This is a genomic window from Streptomyces sp. NPDC033178, from assembly GCF_055577685.1.
This window is the reverse complement of record NZ_JBVIPT010000002.1, coordinates 379,590-398,700: the sequence shown is the minus strand read 5'-3', so window position 1 is coordinate 398,700 and position 19,111 is coordinate 379,590. Positions and strand designations below refer to the sequence as shown.

General features: G+C 67.8%; 15 protein-coding genes. 7 read left to right on the top strand and 8 right to left on the bottom strand.

The window, feature by feature from the left end:
• Positions 1-12: 12 nt before the first annotated feature.
• Genes ACZ5VQ_RS05665 through ACZ5VQ_RS05645 form a run of 5 tightly spaced genes read left to right on the top strand, consistent with a single transcriptional unit; the run spans position 13 to position 5,571 of the window.
• Positions 13-1,794, top strand: coding sequence for an ABC transporter substrate-binding protein (locus ACZ5VQ_RS05665; RefSeq protein ID WP_469103820.1), 1,782 nt, complete (start codon positions 13-15; stop codon positions 1,792-1,794).
• A gap of 44 nt (positions 1,795-1,838) precedes the next feature.
• Complete coding sequence (locus tag ACZ5VQ_RS05660) at positions 1,839-2,822, top strand: ABC transporter permease (protein WP_469103819.1); 984 nt, start codon at positions 1,839-1,841, stop codon at positions 2,820-2,822.
• A 14-nt stretch (positions 2,823-2,836) separates the two neighbouring features.
• Positions 2,837-3,865, top strand: coding sequence for an ABC transporter ATP-binding protein (locus ACZ5VQ_RS05655; protein ID WP_469103818.1), 1,029 nt, complete (start codon positions 2,837-2,839; stop codon positions 3,863-3,865).
• Positions 3,866-3,923: 58 nt separating this feature from the next.
• Positions 3,924-4,970 (top strand): ABC transporter ATP-binding protein, encoded by a 1,047-nt coding sequence (locus tag ACZ5VQ_RS05650; RefSeq protein WP_469103817.1) that lies wholly within the window; start codon positions 3,924-3,926, stop codon positions 4,968-4,970.
• 16 nt (positions 4,971-4,986) lie between these two features.
• A complete protein-coding gene (locus tag ACZ5VQ_RS05645) occupies positions 4,987-5,571 on the top strand; it encodes a Uma2 family endonuclease (RefSeq protein WP_469103816.1) in 585 nt (194 codons plus the stop codon).
• 12 nt (positions 5,572-5,583) lie between these two features.
• On the opposite strand, the gene ACZ5VQ_RS05640 is transcribed toward ACZ5VQ_RS05645, so the two are convergent.
• The 8 genes from ACZ5VQ_RS05640 to ACZ5VQ_RS05605 all read right to left on the bottom strand — a co-directional run bounded on the left by ACZ5VQ_RS05640 (position 5,584) and on the right by ACZ5VQ_RS05605 (position 17,600).
• On the bottom strand, positions 5,584-5,958 hold the full coding sequence (locus tag ACZ5VQ_RS05640) for a VOC family protein (protein ID WP_469103815.1): 375 nt from the start codon (positions 5,956-5,958) through the stop codon (positions 5,584-5,586).
• A 279-nt stretch (positions 5,959-6,237) separates the two neighbouring features.
• Entirely contained in the window at positions 6,238-7,356 is a 1,119-nt protein-coding gene (locus tag ACZ5VQ_RS05635) for an ABC transporter ATP-binding protein (protein WP_362081296.1), read from the bottom strand.
• Between the two features lie 12 nt (positions 7,357-7,368).
• Entirely contained in the window at positions 7,369-8,430 is a 1,062-nt protein-coding gene (locus ACZ5VQ_RS05630) for an ABC transporter ATP-binding protein (protein ID WP_469103814.1), read from the bottom strand.
• Positions 8,431-8,440: 10 nt separating this feature from the next.
• A complete protein-coding gene (locus ACZ5VQ_RS05625; protein WP_362081290.1) occupies positions 8,441-9,418 on the bottom strand; it encodes an ABC transporter permease in 978 nt (325 codons plus the stop codon).
• Between the two features lie 105 nt (positions 9,419-9,523).
• On the bottom strand, positions 9,524-11,329 hold the full coding sequence (locus tag ACZ5VQ_RS05620) for an ABC transporter substrate-binding protein (RefSeq protein ID WP_469103813.1): 1,806 nt from the start codon (positions 11,327-11,329) through the stop codon (positions 9,524-9,526).
• 100 nt (positions 11,330-11,429) lie between these two features.
• A complete protein-coding gene (locus ACZ5VQ_RS05615) occupies positions 11,430-12,467 on the bottom strand; it encodes an ABC transporter permease (protein WP_469103812.1) in 1,038 nt (345 codons plus the stop codon).
• A 391-nt stretch (positions 12,468-12,858) separates the two neighbouring features.
• Complete coding sequence (gene typA, locus ACZ5VQ_RS05610) at positions 12,859-14,766, bottom strand: translational GTPase TypA (protein WP_469103811.1); 1,908 nt, start codon at positions 14,764-14,766, stop codon at positions 12,859-12,861.
• A gap of 200 nt (positions 14,767-14,966) precedes the next feature.
• Complete coding sequence (locus ACZ5VQ_RS05605; protein WP_469103810.1) at positions 14,967-17,600, bottom strand: ABC transporter family substrate-binding protein; 2,634 nt, start codon at positions 17,598-17,600, stop codon at positions 14,967-14,969.
• Positions 17,601-17,974: 374 nt separating this feature from the next.
• Between ACZ5VQ_RS05605 and ACZ5VQ_RS05600 the strand changes: the two genes are divergently transcribed.
• Together ACZ5VQ_RS05600 and ACZ5VQ_RS05595 are read left to right on the top strand one after the other, a co-directional pair.
• Entirely contained in the window at positions 17,975-18,265 is a 291-nt protein-coding gene (locus tag ACZ5VQ_RS05600) for a hypothetical protein (RefSeq protein WP_055615711.1), read from the top strand.
• 19 nt (positions 18,266-18,284) lie between these two features.
• Positions 18,285-19,106: a hypothetical protein gene (locus ACZ5VQ_RS05595; RefSeq protein WP_469103809.1), complete on the top strand. Its 822-nt coding sequence runs from the start codon at positions 18,285-18,287 to the stop codon at positions 19,104-19,106.
• Positions 19,107-19,111: the final 5 nt, after the last annotated feature.

Here is a 19,111-nt window from a genome sequence, read left to right as displayed (position 1 = left end):
GGCAGGACACCCATGTCTCTCTCGCGTAGAAACTTCGTCATCGCCACCTCCGTCGCGGCCGGCGGCTCCATGGTGCTCTCGGCCTGCAGCAGTGGTGGGGGCGGCGGCGGTACGGGTGGTGGTTCGGCGAGTACCGCCAAGTACTCCGCCGTCACCATCGGCACGGCGGACGACTCCACCGGGCCCGCGCCCGCGGTCGCCGGGGCACGCAAGGGCGGGACGATCCACCCGATAGGGCCGGACGACTTCTCGCACCTCGACCCGCAGCGCATCTACTACTCGTGGAACTCCACGGTCGGCAACCTCTACATCCGCTGTCTGACCGGGTACAAGATCGCCTCCGGCGGCGCCATGAAGCTCGTCGGCGACCTCGCCACCGACACCGGCACCATGTCGGACGACGGCAGGACCTGGACCTTCACGCTGAAGGACGGGCTGAAGTGGGAGGACGGCAGCGAGCTCACCGTGGACGACGTACGCCACGGCATCGAGCGCGGCTTCGCGAGCTTCACCACCGAGGGGGCCACCTACCTCCAGTCCGCGCTGACCGGCACGAACGACTTCCGCTCGGTCTACAAGGGCCCGTACGGCGGCAAGCACCTCAGCTCGGTCGTCACGGACACCGCGAAGAAGACCATCACCTTCCATCTGAAGACGGCCCGCCCGGACCTCAACTGGACGCTGGCGATGCACTCCTACGGCGCCGTGCCCGTCAAGCACGACACCAAGGAGAAGTACGACAAGGACCCGGTCTCCTGCGGCCCGTACCGGATCAAGCAGCACTCGGTCGACAAGTCCCTGACGCTGGTGCGCAACACCCACTGGGACCCGGCGACGGACCCGATCCGCAACGCCTACCCGGACTCCTTCGTCTTCGAGTTCGGCCCGGAGGGGCTCCAGGCCACGGATCGGCTGATCGCCGACTCCGGGGACGACCAGTTCGCCGTCATGGCGTACAGCGGGGTACCGGCCGAGCGCATCCAGAAGGTGCTCGGCACGGCCGACCTCAAGGCCCGTACCGTCGACGGCCTGCTGACCGGCCTCTACTACTACGCCATCAACTGCAAGCGGATCACCGATGTGAAGGTGCGCCAGGCGCTCAACTACGCCTGGCCGCTGGAACAGATCCGCCGGATCTACGGCGGCCCCTCCGCGGGCGAGTACGCGACCACCGTCCTCTCCCCCGACATCGCGGGCCGGGTGAAGTTCGACATCTACGGCAAGCTGACCAAGCCGCAGGGCGACACGGCGAAGGCGAAGGCCCTGCTCAAGGAGGCCGGGAAGCTCGGCCAGAAGATCGTCTACACCTATCCGCAGGGCGCGAGCGACGCGTACGACAAGACCAAGGTCGTCATCGCCGCCGCCCTGAAGGAGGCCGGCTTCGACCCGGTCGTGAAGCCCGTCGAGTCGACCAGCTACTACGACCAGGTGCAGCAGATAGACAACCAGTTCGACGTGATGTGGTTCGGCTGGTCCCCCGACTGGCCCACCGGCTACACCCTCCTCCAGCCCCTCTTCGACGGCACCACGATCGCCAACGGCGCCAACAACGTCTCCCAGCTGAACGTGGACTGGGTGAACGCGGCCATCAAGAAGGACGCGGTCATCGCCGACCCGACCAAGGCCAACGCCGCCTGGGCCGCGCTGGACCGGCAGATCATGGAGAAGGAGGCGCCGATCATCCCCGAGACGTACCAGCGGCGCTACTACCTGTACGGGGACAAGGTGGGCGGGGGCGAGTTCGACCCGCTGTTCTCGGCGTTCATCCTCTACAAGCTGTACGCCAAGGCCTGAGGCCACCGGCAACCGGCAATCGGCCACCAGGGAATCGCCTCGCCATGTTCCGCTTCCTCGTCCGTCGGACGCTCGGCGCGCTGCTGATCCTGCTGATCATCAGTGCCCTCACCTTCGTGCTCTTCTACGTCGCCCCGCGGGACCCGGCCCGCGCGGCCTGCGGCAAGCTCTGCACGCCCCAGACGCTCGCGCTGGTCCGGCACAACCTCGGGATCTCCGATCCGCTGCCGGTCCAGTACTGGCACTGGCTCGTGGGCATGTTCGCCGGCCGGGACTACACGGGGCTCGGGCACTGCCCCGCCCCGTGTCTCGGCTACTCGTTCACCAACCACGAGCCGGTGCTCGGCCTGATCACCGACCGCTTCCCGACGACGCTCTCGCTCTCCATCGGCAGCGCGGTGGTGTTCGTGGTCTTCGGCGTCGGTACGGGCATGATCGCGGCGGTCAAGCAGGGCAAGGCACTGGACAAGATCGCGTCCTCCGCCTCGCTGGTCGGCTCGTCGCTGCAGATCTACATCGTCGGTGTGGTCGCGATGTACTACCTCTCCGACGAGTGGCATCTGCTCCCCCGGCCGCAGGACAGCACGGGGTTCACCCAGGATCCGGGCGCCTGGTTCAAGGGGCTGCTGCTGCCGTGGCTGGTCCTCGCGCTGATCTTCACGGCCAACTACACGCGGATGACCCGCTCCCAGCTCGTGGAGAGCCTCAGCGAGGACTACGTACGCACGGCCCGTGCCAAGGGCCTGTCCCGCCGGACGGTCTTCTTCCGGTTCGCCTGGCGGGGCGCCATGGGCCCGATTGTCACGATCCTCGGCCTCGACATCGGCTATCTCCTCGGCGGCGCGATCATCACCGAGGAGACGTTCGGGCTGCACGGCATCGGCGCGCTGTCCATCAAGGCCGTACGGGACAACGACCTGCCGCTGCTGCTCGGCGTCGTGCTCACCGCGGCCGCCGCGATCGTCGTCGCCAACATCGTCGTCGACGCCGTCTACGCCCTCATCGACCCGCGGATCCGGCTCGCCTAGGAGAGGACGACCTCATGAGCACCCCTTTCCTCTCCGTACGCGACCTGCGGGTCGCCTTCTCCACCGAGGACGGCCTCGTCAGGGCCGTCGACGGGCTCTCCTTCGACCTGGCCCAGGGCAGGACGCTCGGCATCGTGGGCGAGTCCGGCTCGGGCAAGTCCGTCACCAGCATGGCGATCCTCGGCCTGCACGAGCGCGAACACACCGATGTGGACGGCGAGATCCTGCTCGACGGCAAGGATCTGCTGACGGCGACCGAGCGGGAGCTGGAGCGGCTGCGCGGCAACACCATGTCCATGATCTTCCAGGACGCCCTGGCCTCGCTCTCGCCCTTCCACACGGTCGGCAGGCAGATCGGCGAGACGTACCGCAAGCACACCGGGGCCTCCCGGCACGAGGCCCGGGCGCGGTCGGTCGAGATGCTCCGGCGGGTCGGCATCCCGCAGCCCGACCTGCGCGTGGACGACTATCCGCACCAGTTCTCGGGCGGCATGCGCCAGCGCGCGATGATCGCCATGGCGTTGGTCTGCGACCCTGAGCTACTGATCGCGGACGAACCGACCACGGCCCTGGACGTGACGGTCCAGGCCCAGATCATGGATCTCCTCAAGGACCTCCAGCAGGAGTTCGGCACGGCGATCGTCTTCATCACCCACGACCTGGGCGTGATCGCCAACATCGCCGACGACGTACTGGTGATGTACGGCGGCCGCTGTGTGGAGCGGGGCACCCGCAACCAGGTGCTGCGGACACCCCAACACCCGTACACCTGGGGCCTGCTGGGCTCGATGCCGAGCCTCGACGGGCCGGTCGACGTGCCGCTGTCGCCGATCCCCGGCCTGCCGCCGTCCCTCCTCGACCCGCCGTCGGGCTGCCGTTTCCACCCGCGGTGCGCGTTCGCCGAGAAGGTCCACGGCGGGCTGTGCGCCACGGACAGCCCGCCGCTGGAGATCAACGGCGGCGGCTGCGGTACGGCCTGCCACCTGACGGCCGATCAGCGCAGGGAGTTCTTCGTCGACTATGCGACGCCCCAGCCCAACTGACGCCCGGCTCTCTGCCCTTCAAGCCCAACCGCCGTACGAGAGAAGGTATTTCACGATCATGAGCGGCACGGACCCCCTCCTGGACGTCACCGGGCTCACCAAGCACTTCCCGGTACGGGGCGGCTTCCCCGTCCGCCGTACGGTGGGCGCGGTGCAGGCGGTGGACGGTATCGACCTGACCGTCGCCGAGGGCGAGAGCCTGGGCCTGGTAGGCGAGTCCGGCTGCGGCAAGTCGACGACGGGCCGGCTCATCACCCGCCTCCTGGAGCCGACCGCCGGGAGGATCACGTACGCGGGACAGGACATCACGCACGCCTCGCGCAAGCAGATCGCACCCGTACGGTCCGAGATCCAGATGATCTTCCAGGACCCGTACGCCTCGCTGAACCCCCGGCACACGGTTGGGAAGATCGTCTCCGGCCCCATGGAGATCAACGGCATCGACCCGGTGGGCGGGCGCGAGAGGCGGGCCCGCGAACTCCTGGAGATCGTCGGTCTGAACCCGGAGCACTTCAACCGCTTCCCGCACGAGTTCTCCGGCGGCCAGCGTCAACGGATCGGCGTGGCAAGGGCGTTGGCCGTGAACCCGAGGCTCATCGTGGCGGACGAGCCGGTGTCGGCCCTGGACGTGTCGATCCAGGCCCAGGTGGTGAACCTCCTCCAGACCCTGCAGAAGGACCTGGGCATCGCGTTCGTCTTCATCGCCCACGACCTGGCGATCGTCCGCCACTTCTCGCAGCGCGTCGCGGTGATGTACCTCGGCCGCATCGTCGAGACGGCCGACCGCGACGACCTGTACGAGAATCCGCGGCACCCGTACACGCGGGCGCTCCTGTCCGCGGTCCCGGAGGCGACGTCATCGGACGCCCCGTCCCGGACACGCATCCGCCTGACCGGAGACGTGCCCTCCCCACTCAACCCTCCGTCGGGCTGCCGCTTCCGCACCCGATGCTGGAAGGCGACGGAGAGGTGCGCGGCGGAGGTGCCGGCGCTGGTGCGGGTCGAGGGGAACGGGGTGGGGCATCTGACTGCTTGCCATTACCCGGAGGGCAGGGACACGGCCCCTGGGCCCCGACCCTCCGAGGGCCCCGGGATCGCGGCTTGAGACCTACCCTGGAGTCATGGACTACGCGAGGATGCGCGTGATCGCCGAGGAGCTCACGGAGTACGCCGAGCACCTTGAGGGAGCGTGGATCGTCGAGATCGGGCCCTCCGGACCGCTCCTTGCCATGATGAGCCGCTCCAAGCGCCACGAGGGCGCGGTCCGACGCATCCGGAACCAGCTCAACGAGCAGCTCCCCGCCACCCACCCCGGCTACGTCTGCGAGAACGGTCCCGAGATCGAGCACCCGTCGATCGGCCGCATGCGGCGCCCCGACGCGGTCGTCATCCCCGAGGACGTACTCGACGAGGAGGGCCTCGCCGTCGACGCGAGCCAGGTGCTGGCGGTCATCGAGATCGTCTCGCCTTCCAATCCGGACAATGACTACGGTGCAAAGCTCACCGAGTACCCGGCCATGGGTATCGCCCACTACCTGATCGTCGATCCGCGCACAGGCACGATCGAGGTGCACTCCGACCCGTGCAGGGACCGATACCAGCACAAGGACCCCTACATCTTCGGAGACACTGTTCCGTTCGGCCCGTGGACCGTGGAGACTGCTGCCTTCCGTCGCTACGGGAAGGCGGGAGGCACGCAGCCGTAGCCAGTGGCGGGCTCAGCCCGACTCCCCGCGCTCCACGCAGAATTCGTTCCCCTCCGGGTCCTCCATGGTGACCCAGCCGCCGCCGTCGGGGCGCCTGCGGTCCTCGATCACCCGGGCGCCGAGGGCGATCGCGCGCTCGACCTCCTCCTCGCGGGTGCGGCCCTTCGGCTTGAGGTCGAAGTGGATGCGGTTCTTGGCCGTCTTGCCTTCCGGGACGCGGACGAAGAGCAGCCTCGGGCCGCCGTCCGGGTCCTGGATCAGCGCCTCCGGGTCACCGGGCTTGTCGTCGTCGGCCAGTGACCGTCCGAGCAGCTCGCTCCAGAACAGCCCGAGGTCGTACGGGTCTCCCGTGCAGTCGAAGGTGATGCTGTGAATCCCCGGCGCCAATTGCTTCTCCCGACTCAACTGTCTCCTCCCAAACGAGTCTTCGCCCCCGCCGCCCCTACCCATTCCCGTCACTACTCGGGGGCCAGCCCCCGAACCCCCGCTCCTCAAACGCCGGAGGGGCTAAAAGATTGGGCAGTTCCCCGCGCCCCTAGGTTTTTAGGGGCGCGGGGAACTGCGCGACAAGCCACATCCGGGCCCGCACCCGAAAACGCAACCGACGGGGTCTGGGGCGGAGCCCCAGGGGACGGGAATGGGTAGGGGCGGCGGGGGCGAAAACCGTCAGTTCTTCGTGACGTCCTGTTCCAGGGCCGCCAAGGCCGGGTCGAGGACGATGTCCTCGTCGCGGGCCTCGGTCGTCGGGTCCTCCGGGAAGTGGCAGGCCGTCAGGTGCCCAGCCCGGTTGCCGGAGATCTGCACCAGCGGAGGCTCCTCCGTGGCGCACTTGTCCTGCGCCTTCCAGCAACGGGTCCGGAACCGACAGCCCGACGGCGGATGGATCGGCGAGGGCACGTCCCCGGAGAGCCGGATCCGCTCCCGGTCCTCGACCTCGTCGTCCAGCGCGACCTCCGGAACCGCCGACAGCAGAGCATGCGTGTAGGGATGCCGCGGCCGGTTGTAGATGGAGTCCCGGTCCCCGACCTCCACCACCTTCCCGAGGTACATCACCGCGAGCCGCTGCGAGAAGTGCCGCACGATCGCCAGGTCGTGGGCGATGAAGAGGAAGGCGATGCCCATCTCTTCCTGGACCTTCTGGAGAAGGTTCACGACCTGCGCCTGGATCGACACGTCCAGGGCGGAGACCGGCTCGTCCGCCACGATCAGCTTCGGGTTCAGCGCCAGGGCCCGGGCGACCCCGATGCGCTGACGCTGGCCGCCGGAGAACTCGTGCGGGAAGCGGTTGTAGTGCTCCGGGTTGAGACCGACCAGTTCGAGGAGTTCACGTACGCGCGTCTCCCGGCCGCCCTTCGGGTTGATCCCGTTGACCTCCATCGGCGACTTGATGATCGTGCCGACGGTCTGCCGCGGGTTCAGCGAGGAGTACGGGTCCTGGAAGATCATCTGGATCTCGGACCGTACGGGTGCGATCTGCTTACGCGAGGCGTGCGTGATGTCCTGTCCCGCGTACGTGATCTTCCCGGCGGTCGGCTCCAGGAGGCGGGTGATGAGCCGGCCCGTCGTCGACTTGCCGCAGCCGGACTCACCGACCAGGCCGACGCTCTCGCCGACGCCGACGGTCAGGTCGACCCCGTCGACCGCCTGCACGGCTCCGACCTTGCGCTTGATCGGGAATCCGCCGTAGATCGGGAAGTGCTTGGTCAGGCCCTCGACGGAGAGCAGCGGCTCGCCGACTCCGTCGACGGGGCCCTGCGGCTTCGGCAGGGTGAGTTTGTCGCTCATGTCTCGTTCTCCCTAGCCCAGCCGGGGTTTGATCTGCTCGATGAAAATGGTCGACTTCTGCGCCGCGTCGAGATGACAGGCGGAGCCCCGGCCCTCGGGCAGCTGCGGCCGCTCGTCGGAGCAGCGGGTTCCGCCGACCTCGGCGGTGAAGCCGCAGCGCGGGTGGAAGGGGCAGCCCGACGGCGGGTTCAGCAGGCTGGGCGGAGTTCCTGGGATCGGCGTGAGCGCCTGCGCGGTGTCACCGCCGAGTCGTGGCATGGAGCTCAGCAGACCCCAGGTGTAGGGGTGCTGGGGGTTGCGCAGCACTTCGCGGACGGTGCCGCGTTCCACGGCCCGGCCCGAGTACATCACCAGCAGGTCGTCGGCCATGTTGGAGATGACGCCGAGGTCGTGGGTGATGAAGATGATCGCCGAGCCGAACTCCTGCTGGAGGTCCTTGAGCAGGTCGAGGATCTGCGCCTGGACGGTCACGTCCAGGGCCGTGGTCGGCTCGTCCGCGATCAGCAGGTCGGGGTCGCAGATCAGCGCCATGGCGATCATCGCGCGCTGGCGCATACCGCCGGAGAACTGGTGCGGATAGTCGTTGAAGCGCATGGCGGGCTGCGGGATGCCGACCTTGTCGAGCATCTCGATGGCCCGCGCCTTCGCCTCCTTCTTGGAGGCTCCGGTGTGCTTCATGAACGGTTCCGCGATCTGCCGGCCCACCGTGTAGTACGGCGAGAGCGCGGTCAGCGGGTCCTGGAAGATCATCGCGACCTTGTTGCCGCGAAGCTTCTCCATCTCCTTCTCGGTCGCGGTGACCAGTTCCTTGCCGTCCAGGACGATCTCGCCCTCGACGGTGGAGGTCTTCGGGTTGTGCAGGCCGAGGACGGTCAGGTTGGTGACGGACTTGCCGGAGCCCGACTCGCCCACGATGCCGAGCGTCTTGCCCCGTTCGACGTCGAAGGAGAGCCCGTCGACCGCCTTCACAATGCCGTCCTCGGTGGAGAACCGCACCCGCAGGTCGCGGACCGAGAGGAAGGACTCCGGCCCGCTCGGGGCCCTCTCGCCTTCGGTCTTGGTCAGTGTGGTCACGGTATTTCTCCTAGGCGAGGCGCACGCGCGGGTCGATGTAGGCGTAGGCGAGGTCCACGATGATGTTCAGGATCAGGATGAAGAAGGCCCCGAACAGCATGACGCCCATCGTCAGCGGAAGGTCCTTGGTCAGCGAGCCCTCGACCGCGAGACGCCCGATACCGGCCAGGTCGAAGGTGAACTCCGTGACCACCGCGCCCGAGAGCAGCGCGCTGAGGTCCATGCCGATGATCGTGACGATGGGGATGAGTGAACCACGCCAGGCGTAGCGGAAGAAGACGTACCGCTGCCGCATGCCCTTGGCGCGGGCGGTGCGGACGTGCTCCTCCTGCAGCTGCTCGATCATGGTCGAGCGCGCCATACGCGTGTACTGGGCGGTGAAGATGGTGGCCATCACGGCCCAGGGGATCAGCATGCCCATGAACCAGCCGCCCGGGTCGTCCGTGAACGACACGTACTTGGGGTTCTCCAGCCAGCCGGTGTTGTAGACGAGGAGGCTGAGGACGATGGGACCCAGGAAGTAGATCTGGAACGAGCTGAGCACCATCGAGGAGCCGCTGACCGCCTTGTCGACGGCGGTACCGCGCTTCCAGGCGGCGAGCAGACCCGTACCGAGACCGAAGAGCAGGAAGATCACCAGGCCGCCGATGGTCAGCGAGAGCGTCAGCGGGAAGCGGTCCATGATGGAGTCCCAGACGAAGTCGCCGCTGTCGAAGGAGACGCCCAGGCACGGGGCTGAGCAGTGTCCCTGCGGGAAGTCCCGGCCGGACACGATGCCCATCATGAATTCCCAGAACTGGGTGGTGATGGGCTTGTCGAGGCCGAGGTTCTCACGGATGACCGCGATGTTCTCGGGGGAACAGTTCTTGCCGCAGGACAGCTGCGCGAAGTCCTGGGGGATTGTGTAGAACAGGAAGAACGTGAAGGCGCCGATCAGGAACATGATCACGACGGCGCCGCTCAGCCTGCGGATGAGGAACTGAAGCATGGCGGGTGGGTGCTCTCTTCGGAACGCGGCGGCAGGAGGGGGATACCGTCCGTGGGGGTGCGCTCCGCCTGGCGCACACCCCCACGGATCAGCCGAGCTGAGGGATTACGGCTTCTTCAGGTACAGGTCGTTGATGTCGATGTAGCTCGACTCCGTGCTGTACCGGGCACCGCCGATGTTCGACCCGTAGAGCTGGATCTGCTTCGAGTAGTACACCGGGGCACCGGGGTTGATCTCCTCCACGATGCGGTGGTGAGCCTGCTCCCAGGTCTTGGCGGCTTCCTCGGGCTCCTGCGTCACGGCCTTCTGGATGAGTTCGTTGACCTGCTTGTCGTCGATGTGCGAGTAGTTCGGCGAACCGTCGGCGACCTGCGTGCCGTCGTAGACCGGGGTGATGACCGTGCCCGGGGACGGCCAGTCCTGGCCCCAGCCGGTCATGTAGAGGTCGTACGGGTTCTTCAGCTTGCCGACCTGCTCGTAGAAGGTCGCGCGGTCGATCTCCTTGGCCTGGACGTCGAAGCCGAGCTTGTTCAGCGCGTCCTTGATGATGACCATCTGGGCCTGGCCACGCGGGGTGTTGGAGTAGGCGTAGCTGAGCTTGGTGCCCTGCTTGAAGCCCGCCTCCTCCAGCAGCGCCTTGGCCTTCGCCGGGTCACCGTTGGGCTTCTTCAGCTTGCCGAACGGGTCGTACGTCGGGTCGAAGCCCGGCAGGGTCGGCGCCATCAGGCCGCCCGCGACCTCGCCGCCGTAGCGGCCGCCGTCCGCCTGGACCATGGACTGGTTCGGGATCGCGTAGGTGATCGCGTCGCGGACCTTCTTGTCCTTCATCTTGGCGCTGTCGAGGTTGAAGGAGAGCTGCCACACGTAGGGCTGGTAGCCCTGGATGGTGCGCTTCTTCGCCGCCGCGTTGCCGATGACCGTGGACAGCTGGGCCGGGTCCACCGAGTCCGTGAACTGGATGGCGTTCTTGGCCTCGCCCTGGTCGGCGAGCAGGCGCTTGGTCTGGCTGGCCTGGTCGATGGTGTTGCTGAAGTTGTAGCCGTCGACGTACTGGTGGCGCACCGAGTCCGTCTTCGGGTCCCACTGGGTGTTCTTGACCAGCGTCACCGACTTGCCGGCCTTGTACTCGGAGACCTTGTACGGGCCGAGGGAGGCCGGAGCCTTGTCGTACTTCTCCTTCGTGTCCTGCTTCTCGGGCACGATGGCGTAGCCGGCCATGGCGAGGGCCTGCGGGAGGTCCGGCTGGGCCGTCTTGAAGTGGAAGACGACGGTCTTGTCGTCCGGGGTCTCCAGGACGGAGTCCGGCAGGTGCTTGCCCTTGTACGGGCCGTCCGGCAGCGCCTTGCGGTACTCGGGGCCCGAGAGCCAGTTCTGGACGTAGGTCGGGCCGTCGAAGATGAACTTGGCGTACTGCCGCTCGATGGTGTGGCGGACGTCGGCGGACGTGATGGCGTTGCCGTCCTCGTCCTTGATGCCGTCCTTGAGGGTGTACGTCCAGGTCTTGCCGCCCTCGGACGACTTGCCGGAGTCGGTGGCGACGTCACCGACGACCGTCAGGTTGCCCTTGTCGTCCTCCTGGAAGTTCGTCAGACCGCGGTGGACCAGGTTGGCGAACTGGCCGGCGTCGCTGACGTAGATCTGGCCCGGGTCCATGTGGGTCAGGTCGGACTGCTGGTAGACGTTGATGGTGCCGCCGGTCTTGGCCCCCGCCACCGCTTCGGCCGGGCCGTTGGACGCCTGGGCATCACCGTAGGCGACAGGCGTCGACTGCGCGGCGGCATCGTCCTTGGACTTGGAGTTGTCCTTGGAGTTGTCCTTGCCGCTGTCACTGGAGCAGCCGGTCAGCGCCAGCGACCCCGCTGTGATGGCGACGGCTATGGCGCGCACAGTGCGCGTTCTGATGGGCTTCATGATGCCGATGCACCTACCTGTCGATAGTTGTCCACGAGTACTGCCTGACGGTCCGGTCTCCCGGAACGGGGGTGGCAGTCCCCCCACCACCAATGGACGGTTAGCGTCCGGTCTTGGGGTCGAAAGCGTCCCGGACGGAGTCGCCGAGAAGGTTGAAGGCGAGCACGAAGACCACCATTGCCACGCCCGGGAAGAACATGAACATGGGGTCCTGCTCATAGATCTCGGAGCCGATGGCGAACATCCGGCCCCAGTCCGGCGTCGGCTCGACGAAGCCCACACCGACGTACGAGAGGAAGGCGATGGAGAGGATCGAGCTGGGCAGCATGTAGGTGCCCTGCACGAGGATCGGCGTGACGATGTTCGGCAGGATCTCCTTGCGCACGATGCGCGTCGGAGAGGCTCCCGAGACCTTGGCCGCCTCGACGAACTCCCGCTCCCGCAGGGAGAGTACGGAGCTGCGTACCAGACGGGCCATGCCCATCCAGCCGAGGAACCACATCACGAGGATGATCGCGACGGCGCGCAGATAGACCGGGGTCTCGTCCGTCGGGGAGACGAACAGCGCCGTGACCACGGGCATGAAGGCGATGAAGAACAGCTGCTGCGGGAACGCCAGGAAGAAGTCGGTGACCCGGCCGAGCCAGTAGTCGACCTTGCCGCCGAAGTAGCCGCTGACCATGCCGATGACGACGCCCGTCAGAACGCTGAACACCGTGACCAGCACGGCCATGTAGAGCGACGTCCGCATGCCGTACAGCAGCATCGTGAACACGTCGCGCCCCAGCTTGGGCTCGACTCCGAACCAGAAGTCACCGGATATTCCCCCGAAGGAGCCGGTGGGCATGGCGAAGTCGTCGAGCAGGAAGGGGTAGTCGGGCTCCTGCGCGTACAGCGTGTACGGATCCTTCCCGTACAGCGCCGAGATGACCGGGGCCAGTGCGGCGATCGCGAAGAAAAAAATCACCACGCACGCGGAGATGACTCCGGTACGGTCGCGCTTGAAGCGATGCCACATCAACTGCCCGGGGGAGCGGCCCTCGAGCTTCTCCGCCTCGACCGGCTCGGTGTTCGACGCGAGCTCGGGGTCCAAGGCCGCCGACGGCCCGGAGCCCTCGGCCTTGGTTGGACTGGTCATCTTTGTTCTTCCCCCGGGGGATGGAGAGTTGAGCGCAGCACAGATACCGGCAGGTTCTGTGGTTTCAGGGAACTTTCACCAAGTGGGTCAACGCGCGTCAAGGGCGGAAGACATAGGGATCTCCCTACCGTCCATATTTTGAGCAAAAATTGCAAAGATTGACACCTGCGCGCGCTTGACAGGTGAGAAGAGAATCCGGCGAACCGGACATGATTGACGAAAATTTCGTTTACGTGTCCGAAACTTGATTGGGCAATGCCCGATATGCGAACGCCGCCGCTTCCACTGCACCGTTGCCCGAACTGACACGGTTTCGGCGTCCGGGTACGCCGAAGGCCCGGCTCCCCACCTTTGTGCGGAGAACCGGGCGTTCAGCAGCCCTGAGAGGGCGTCAGCCGTGCTTGGCGCGGCTCGCGGAGCGGGCGCGCGTGCGGGCGTCCAGGTTCACCTTGCGGATGCGGACCGACTCCGGGGTGACCTCGACACACTCGTCGTCGCGGCAGAACTCCAGGGACTGCTCCAGGGAGAGCTTGCGCGGCGGGACGATCGCCTCGAACGAGTCGGCCGCGGCCGACCGCATGTTGGTGAGCTTCTTCTCCTTGGTGATGTTCACGTCCATGTCGTCGGAGCGCGAGTTCTCGCCGACGATCATGCCCTCGTACACCTCGGTGCCGGGGTCGGTGAACAGCACACCGCGCTCCTGGAGGTTCGTCATCGCGAAGGCGGTGACGGCGCCGGCGCGGTCGGCGACCAGGGAGCCGTTGTTACGGGTCGTCAGCGTGCCGAACCACGGCTCGTGGCCCTCGTGGATGGAGTGCGCGATGCCCGTGCCACGCGTGCCGGTCAGGAACTCCGTACGGAAGCCGATGAGACCGCGGGACGGCACGACGAACTCCAGACGCACCCAACCCGAACCGTGGTTGGACATGTTGTCCATCCGGCCCTTGCGGACACCCATGAGCTGCGTGACCGCACCCATGTGCTCCTCGGGCACGTCGATCGTCATGCGCTCCACGGGCTCGTGGACCTTGCCGTCGATCTCCTGGGTGACCACCTGCGGCTTGCCGATGGTCAGCTCGAAGCCCTCGCGGCGCATCTGCTCGACCAGGATGGCGAGCGCGAGCTCACCACGGCCCTGGACCTCCCAGGCGTCGGGACGCTCGGTGTCGAGGACACGGAGGCTGACGTTACCGACCAGCTCGCGGTCGAGACGGTCCTTGACCTGACGGGCGGTGACCTTGCGGTCCTTGACCGCGGCCTTGTTCTCCGCGCCCTTGCCGGTGCCGCCACGGCCGACCAGCGGCGAGGTGTTGGTGCCGATGGTCATGGAGATCGCCGGCTCGTCGACCGTGATGAGCGGCAGCGCGATCGGGTTCTCGGGGTCGGCGAGGGTCTCGCCGATCATGATGTCCGGGATACCGGCGACGGCACAGATGTCACCCGGGCCGGCCATTTCGGCGGGCTTGCGGGTGAGCGCCTCGGTCATCATCAGCTCGGTGATGCGGACGTTGGACATCGTGCCGTCGCGCTTGATCCACGTGACGGTCTGGCCCTTGCGCAGCTCGCCCTGCTCGACGCGGAGCAGCGCGATACGGCCGAGGAAGTTGTCGGCGTCCAGGTTGGTGACGTGCGCCTGGAGGGGAGCCTCCGTGTCGTACTCCGGAGCCGGAACGTGCGACAGGATCGTCGAGAAGAACGGCTCCAGGCTGTCGCTGTCGGCCGGGACGGTGCCGTCCTCCGGCTTGGTCAGCGAGGCCACACCGTCGCGTGCACACGCGTAGACGATGGGGAACTCGATCTGGTCCTCGTCGGCGTCGAGGTCCAGGAAGAGGTCGTACGCCTCGTTCACGACCTCGTCGATACGGGAGTCCGGGCGGTCCGTCTTGTTGATGCACAGGATGACGGGCAGGCGGGCCTGCAGCGCCTTGCGCAGCACGAAGCGGGTCTGGGGCAGCGGGCCCTCGGACGCGTCGACGAGCAGCACGACCGCGTCGACCATCGACAGACCGCGCTCGACCTCGCCGCCGAAGTCGGCGTGGCCCGGGGTGTCGATGATGTTGATCGTGATGACGTCGCCGCCATCCTTCGGGTGGTACTTCACGGCCGTGTTCTTGGCCAGGATCGTGATGCCCTTCTCACGCTCCAGGTCGTTGCTGTCCATCATGCGGTCGTCGAGCGACTCGGCGGCGTGCGCGGCGAAGGCACCGGCCTGCTTGAGCATGGCGTCGACCAGGGTGGTCTTGCCATGGTCGACGTGGGCGACGATGGCGACGTTGCGGATGTCGTGGCGCGTGGCCATATTGAGGCGCTTCTCCCGGAGTGAGTGAACGGCCTCCGCTGCGCGGGGCCCTGCCGGGCTGAAACGTGCCACGGCCTTACCCCATGGTACGTGCACGCTGCCGCTGGGGCTTCGCGGGCTGGGCGGGCCGGTTCTCACAGTGCGGGCTGTGGGGGTCGATCGCGCAGTTCCCCGCGCCCCTTACGGGGCCGCGGCCCCGCTCAGGACGATGGGCTCACCTGCGGCTTTGCGCCCTTCTTCAGGAAGCCCATGTCCTCGTAGAGAGGGGTCTGGAAGCCGAAGGCGCCCGCGTTGGCGAGGTTGGTCCGGGCCGCGGTGAGCTGAGGTCGCTGGTAGAGGGGGATCGAGCCGGCGGCGGCCCAGATGCGGGCGTCCGCCTTGCGGACCAGGGAGCGGGACTCGCTCGGGTCCAGTTCGGCGATGGCCTGGTCGAAGAGCTGGTCGACCTGGTCGGTACCGACCCGGGTGTAGTTCTGCTCGACGTTCAGGGAGCCGTCGGCGGCCGGGACCGGCTTGGAGTAGATCGGCCGGGCGTCGGTCGCGGGGAACGCGGACGCGGGCCAGGAGTACAGCGCCAGGTCGTACTGGCCCGAGGCGATGTGGTCCTTGAAGTAGCTCTCGTCGGCGACCTTGGAGATCTCCGTACGGATGCCGATACGTTCCAGCATCCGCACGATCCGCTCGCCGACCGCCCGCAGCGACTGGGAGCCGGGGCCGGACGGCAGCACGAAGCGCAGCGACAGCGGCTTGCCGTTCTTGGCCAGCGGTCCGGCCGCGGCACGCCCCGGGGCGGCGGTGCCCTTCGGCGCGTACGCCCCGGGGGCGCCGCCGTGCTGGAACTGCGACTTGCCTTCGCGGGCGAGGTTCTTCTCCACCTTGCCGGACGTGCCCGGCCCGTCCATCCTCTGCTGCTTCTCCGGATCGGCCTGCTGCTTCCTGCCGGTCCGCTGCTTCTTCCCGGCCTTCTGCTTCTGCCCCTTCTTCGCCTTCTCGGCCTGACCGCGTACCCCCAGGACGTAGGCCTGATCGAGAAGCGCGACCCGCTGCAGTTCGGCCAGGGGCGCGGGCACGAGCAGGGCCGGGGCGCGGTCGGCACCCGGCTTGTCGTCACCCGGCTTCCCGTCCTCACCGACGATGTACGTACCGTCGTCCCCGGAGCTGTCGGAACTGTCCGAGCTGCTGGATCTGTCCGAGCTGCTGGAACTGTCGGAGCTCCCGGAGCTTTCGGAACCCGTGGAGCCGTCGGAGCCGCTGGAACTTTCCGAGCCGTCGGAACTGCTGGAGCTGCCCGAGCTGCCGGAATCCTCGGAGCCGGTCGAGCCTTCGTCGGAGTCGGAGTCGGATTCCGAGCCCGAGTCCGAGCCCGAGTCCGAGCCCGAGCCCGCGGGGGTCCCCGACGCCTCCGACGCCTCCGAGCCCACCGGTTCCTTGGAGGCCCCGGCGCCGGCCGCCTTCTTCTCCTTCTGCTCCTCCTTGACGGGACCGCCGGACACCCACCCGGCGTCGGCCAGCAGGGCCTGCGCCTCCTTGGTGTCCTGGCCGCCGAGCGCTCCGCTGTTGTCGGCGTACGCGTGCTGTCCGGAGAGTGCGAGATGGCTGCCGACCGGTTCGGCGGGCAGGCCGAGCGGCCGCAGGACGACCCGGGCGAGCTCGTCCCGGTCGAGGGCGCGGGCCACGGCCCGGCGGACCCGCTCGTCGGCGAGCGGCCCCTCCTCGCCGTTCAACGCGAGCTGGGTGAAGGCGGGTTCGAGGGACTTGCGGACCTCGAAGCCGCGCAGGGACGACTGCTCGTCCGCGTACTTCGCGACGGCCTTGCCCCGCTTCTTGCGGGCCAGGATCTCCTCGTCGGCCGCCTCCTCGTCGGAGCCGTGCGCGATGGCCCAGGAGCGCAGCGACCTGCCGGGCGTGAGGGCGGCGCCGGGGCCGTGGGCGAGCGGCGCCCCGTTGCCCTGGTCGCGGGCGGCGAGCGTGATGCGGCGGGCCTCGGCGGAGTCGATCTCGGCCAGGTCGACCTTGCCCTCGGCGAGCGCGGCGGTGCGCTTGTCCCGCGGTACGACGCGCAGGACCAGCTCGGAGAGCTTGGCGGGGCGGCCCCACCAGCGCGGGTTGCGCTTCAGCCTGACCTCGCCGGAGTCCTTGTCGACGGTGTCGAGGGCGAAGGGACCCGCGGTGACCTTCAGCTTGCGGCGGGCGCCGTCGTTGAAGGCGTCCGGGGTGCCCATGACCTCCTTCGGGTACAGCGGCGAGAAGAGCGACTGCCAGTCGGCGTACGGCTTGCTGAAGGTGACCCGCACCTCCAGGTCGTCGGCACCGCGCTCGATCTTCTCGATGCGGTCGTAGCCGGCGTTGCGGGCAGTCCAGTACGCGGTGTCCTTGCCGGACAGGGCGCGCCACTGGGCGGCGAAGTCGGCGGCGCCGATCTCCCTGCCGTCGCTCCAGACCGCCTGCTGGTTGAGCTTGTAGAGCACGACCTGTCTGGGCTCGCGGTCGACGATCTTCGCGGACTCCAGATAGTCGGGGTTGCGCTGCGCCCGGCCGTTCGCGTCGAGCCGGTACATGGAGGGCAGCACGGCACCCGCGACCTTGGAGGTGGCGGCGTCCGCGTCGGCCTGGAAGGTGTTGAGGGTCTCCGGGAGGGCGTCCACGGCCCAGTGCAGGGTGCCGCCGTCCGCGATCTGTCCGCGCTCGGCGGGGGCGATCTCCTGCCCGGCGGTGGGCTTGCCCGCCGGGTCCTTCTCGCTGCATCCGGCCAGGGCGGGCACCGCGAGCACGCCCGCCGTGAGGAACGCGACCGAGCGCATCACCGCGCGGGGTCCGACGCCGTCGTGGGACATGACTGGTACCTCCGGGGCGGTGCTGATCACGATGAGCAGTACGGACAGGGCAGGCCAGGTCAGGCACTGTGATGTAGATCACTTTTGGCGGTATAATGGAGTTGATCTGATCTATCGCCCCACTGAAGGGGAGAGTCGCCGCCTCCGGGCGGCGACACGGCGACCGGCCCACGAAGCCCACCCGTGCGGCCCAACAGCTCCGCGCCACCGTGCGCGCCCCCTCCCGGCCGGGGGCGCGCGACCAGCGCGCAGAGAGCGACACGATCCGTTAATCCATGCAGATCCCTTCACAGGGGCCGATGTGACGCGCGACACTCGCAGGCGCATGAACGTTGCCGCCTTGGGCCGGAGGTCCGCGGAAGTGAGGGCACGCCATGTCCGTGCACGATGACCTGACGTCAGTCCAGCGCTGTCTCGACGACCTGGTGAGGTCCGTGAAGCGTCTGGAACAGCAGATGGGTGGCGGCGGCCTGGAGATGCGCAGGGTGCGCACCGACGCCGACCACCTCCGCGAGAGCGTTGCGCTGCTCCGCGAGGCCGCACCCGGCCTCGGCAAACCGCGGCGCCCCGACCTCGTGTCCATCCCCGACACCCCGTACGACAACACCCTGTGGACGGACTCCGACGACGAGGGTCTCGGCGCCCGCGACCGCCACGCACCCTGAACCCGACCGGAGTCTGAAGTTGGCCACTGGTACGGAACCCCAAATGAACAGCGGCGGCGTACGGACCCGTACGCGCGCCGCGATCGACGCCCCGCATCTGCGGACCGACCGCTGGTGGCTGGCGCCCGCCGCCACCGCGGCCGGGCTGCTGGCCTTCGTCGTCTACTCGACCTGGCGGGCGTTCGCGAACAGCGACTACTACGCGGCCCCGTACGTCTCGCCGTTCTACTCGCCCTGTCTGGCGGAGAACTGCGAGCCGATGCGGAGCGGCCCGAACTGGGAGATCTTCGGCAGCTGGTGGGGCCTGTCCCCCGCCCTGATCGTCCTGATCTTCCCGCTCGGCTTCCGGCTGACCTGCTACTACTACCGCAAGGCCTACTACCGCGGTTTCTGGGCCTCACCGCCGGCCTGCGCGGTCGCCGAGCCGCACAAGAAGTACACCGGCGAGACCCGCTTCCCGCTGATCCTCCAGAACATCCACCGCTACTTCTTCTACGCGGCGGTGCCGGTCGCCGGGATCCTCACGTACGACACCGTGCTCGCCTTCCGTGACGAGCACTACGAGTGGGGCCACATGGGGCTCGGCACGCTCGTGTTCCTGGTCAACATCACGCTGATCTGGGCGTACACCCTCTCGTGCCACTCCTGTCGGCACATCGTCGGCGGCAAGCTCAAGCACTTCTCCAAGCACCCGGTCCGGTACAAGACCTGGCAGTTCGTCGGGAAGCTGAACGCCCGTCACATGCAGCTCGCCTGGGCGTCGTTGGTGAGCGTCGCGCTCGCCGACTTCTACGTGTACCTGGTCGCCTCCGGCGCTTTCGACGATCCGAGGTTTTTCTAAATGAG

Excerpts from the sequence above, each read along its gene's own strand:
- ACZ5VQ_RS05665 (WP_469103820.1), top strand. The coding sequence starts at position 13 with ATGTCTCTCTCGCGTAGAAACTTCGTCATCGCCACCTCCGTCGCGGCC.
- ACZ5VQ_RS05620 (WP_469103813.1), bottom strand. The coding sequence starts at position 11,329 with ATGAAGCCCATCAGAACGCGCACTGTGCGCGCCATAGCCGTCGCCATC.
- typA (WP_469103811.1), bottom strand. The coding sequence starts at position 14,766 with ATGGCCACGCGCCACGACATCCGCAACGTCGCCATCGTCGCCCACGTC.
- ACZ5VQ_RS05655 (WP_469103818.1), top strand. The coding sequence starts at position 2,837 with ATGAGCACCCCTTTCCTCTCCGTACGCGACCTGCGGGTCGCCTTCTCC.
- ACZ5VQ_RS05635 (WP_362081296.1), bottom strand. The coding sequence starts at position 7,356 with ATGAGCGACAAACTCACCCTGCCGAAGCCGCAGGGCCCCGTCGACGGA.
- ACZ5VQ_RS05605 (WP_469103810.1), bottom strand. The coding sequence starts at position 17,600 with ATGTCCCACGACGGCGTCGGACCCCGCGCGGTGATGCGCTCGGTCGCG.
- ACZ5VQ_RS05645 (WP_469103816.1), top strand. The coding sequence starts at position 4,987 with ATGGACTACGCGAGGATGCGCGTGATCGCCGAGGAGCTCACGGAGTAC.
- ACZ5VQ_RS05615 (WP_469103812.1), bottom strand. The coding sequence starts at position 12,467 with ATGACCAGTCCAACCAAGGCCGAGGGCTCCGGGCCGTCGGCGGCCTTG.
- ACZ5VQ_RS05600 (WP_055615711.1), top strand. The coding sequence starts at position 17,975 with ATGTCCGTGCACGATGACCTGACGTCAGTCCAGCGCTGTCTCGACGAC.
- ACZ5VQ_RS05660 (WP_469103819.1), top strand. The coding sequence starts at position 1,839 with ATGTTCCGCTTCCTCGTCCGTCGGACGCTCGGCGCGCTGCTGATCCTG.
- ACZ5VQ_RS05650 (WP_469103817.1), top strand. The coding sequence starts at position 3,924 with ATGAGCGGCACGGACCCCCTCCTGGACGTCACCGGGCTCACCAAGCAC.
- ACZ5VQ_RS05625 (WP_362081290.1), bottom strand. The coding sequence starts at position 9,418 with ATGCTTCAGTTCCTCATCCGCAGGCTGAGCGGCGCCGTCGTGATCATG.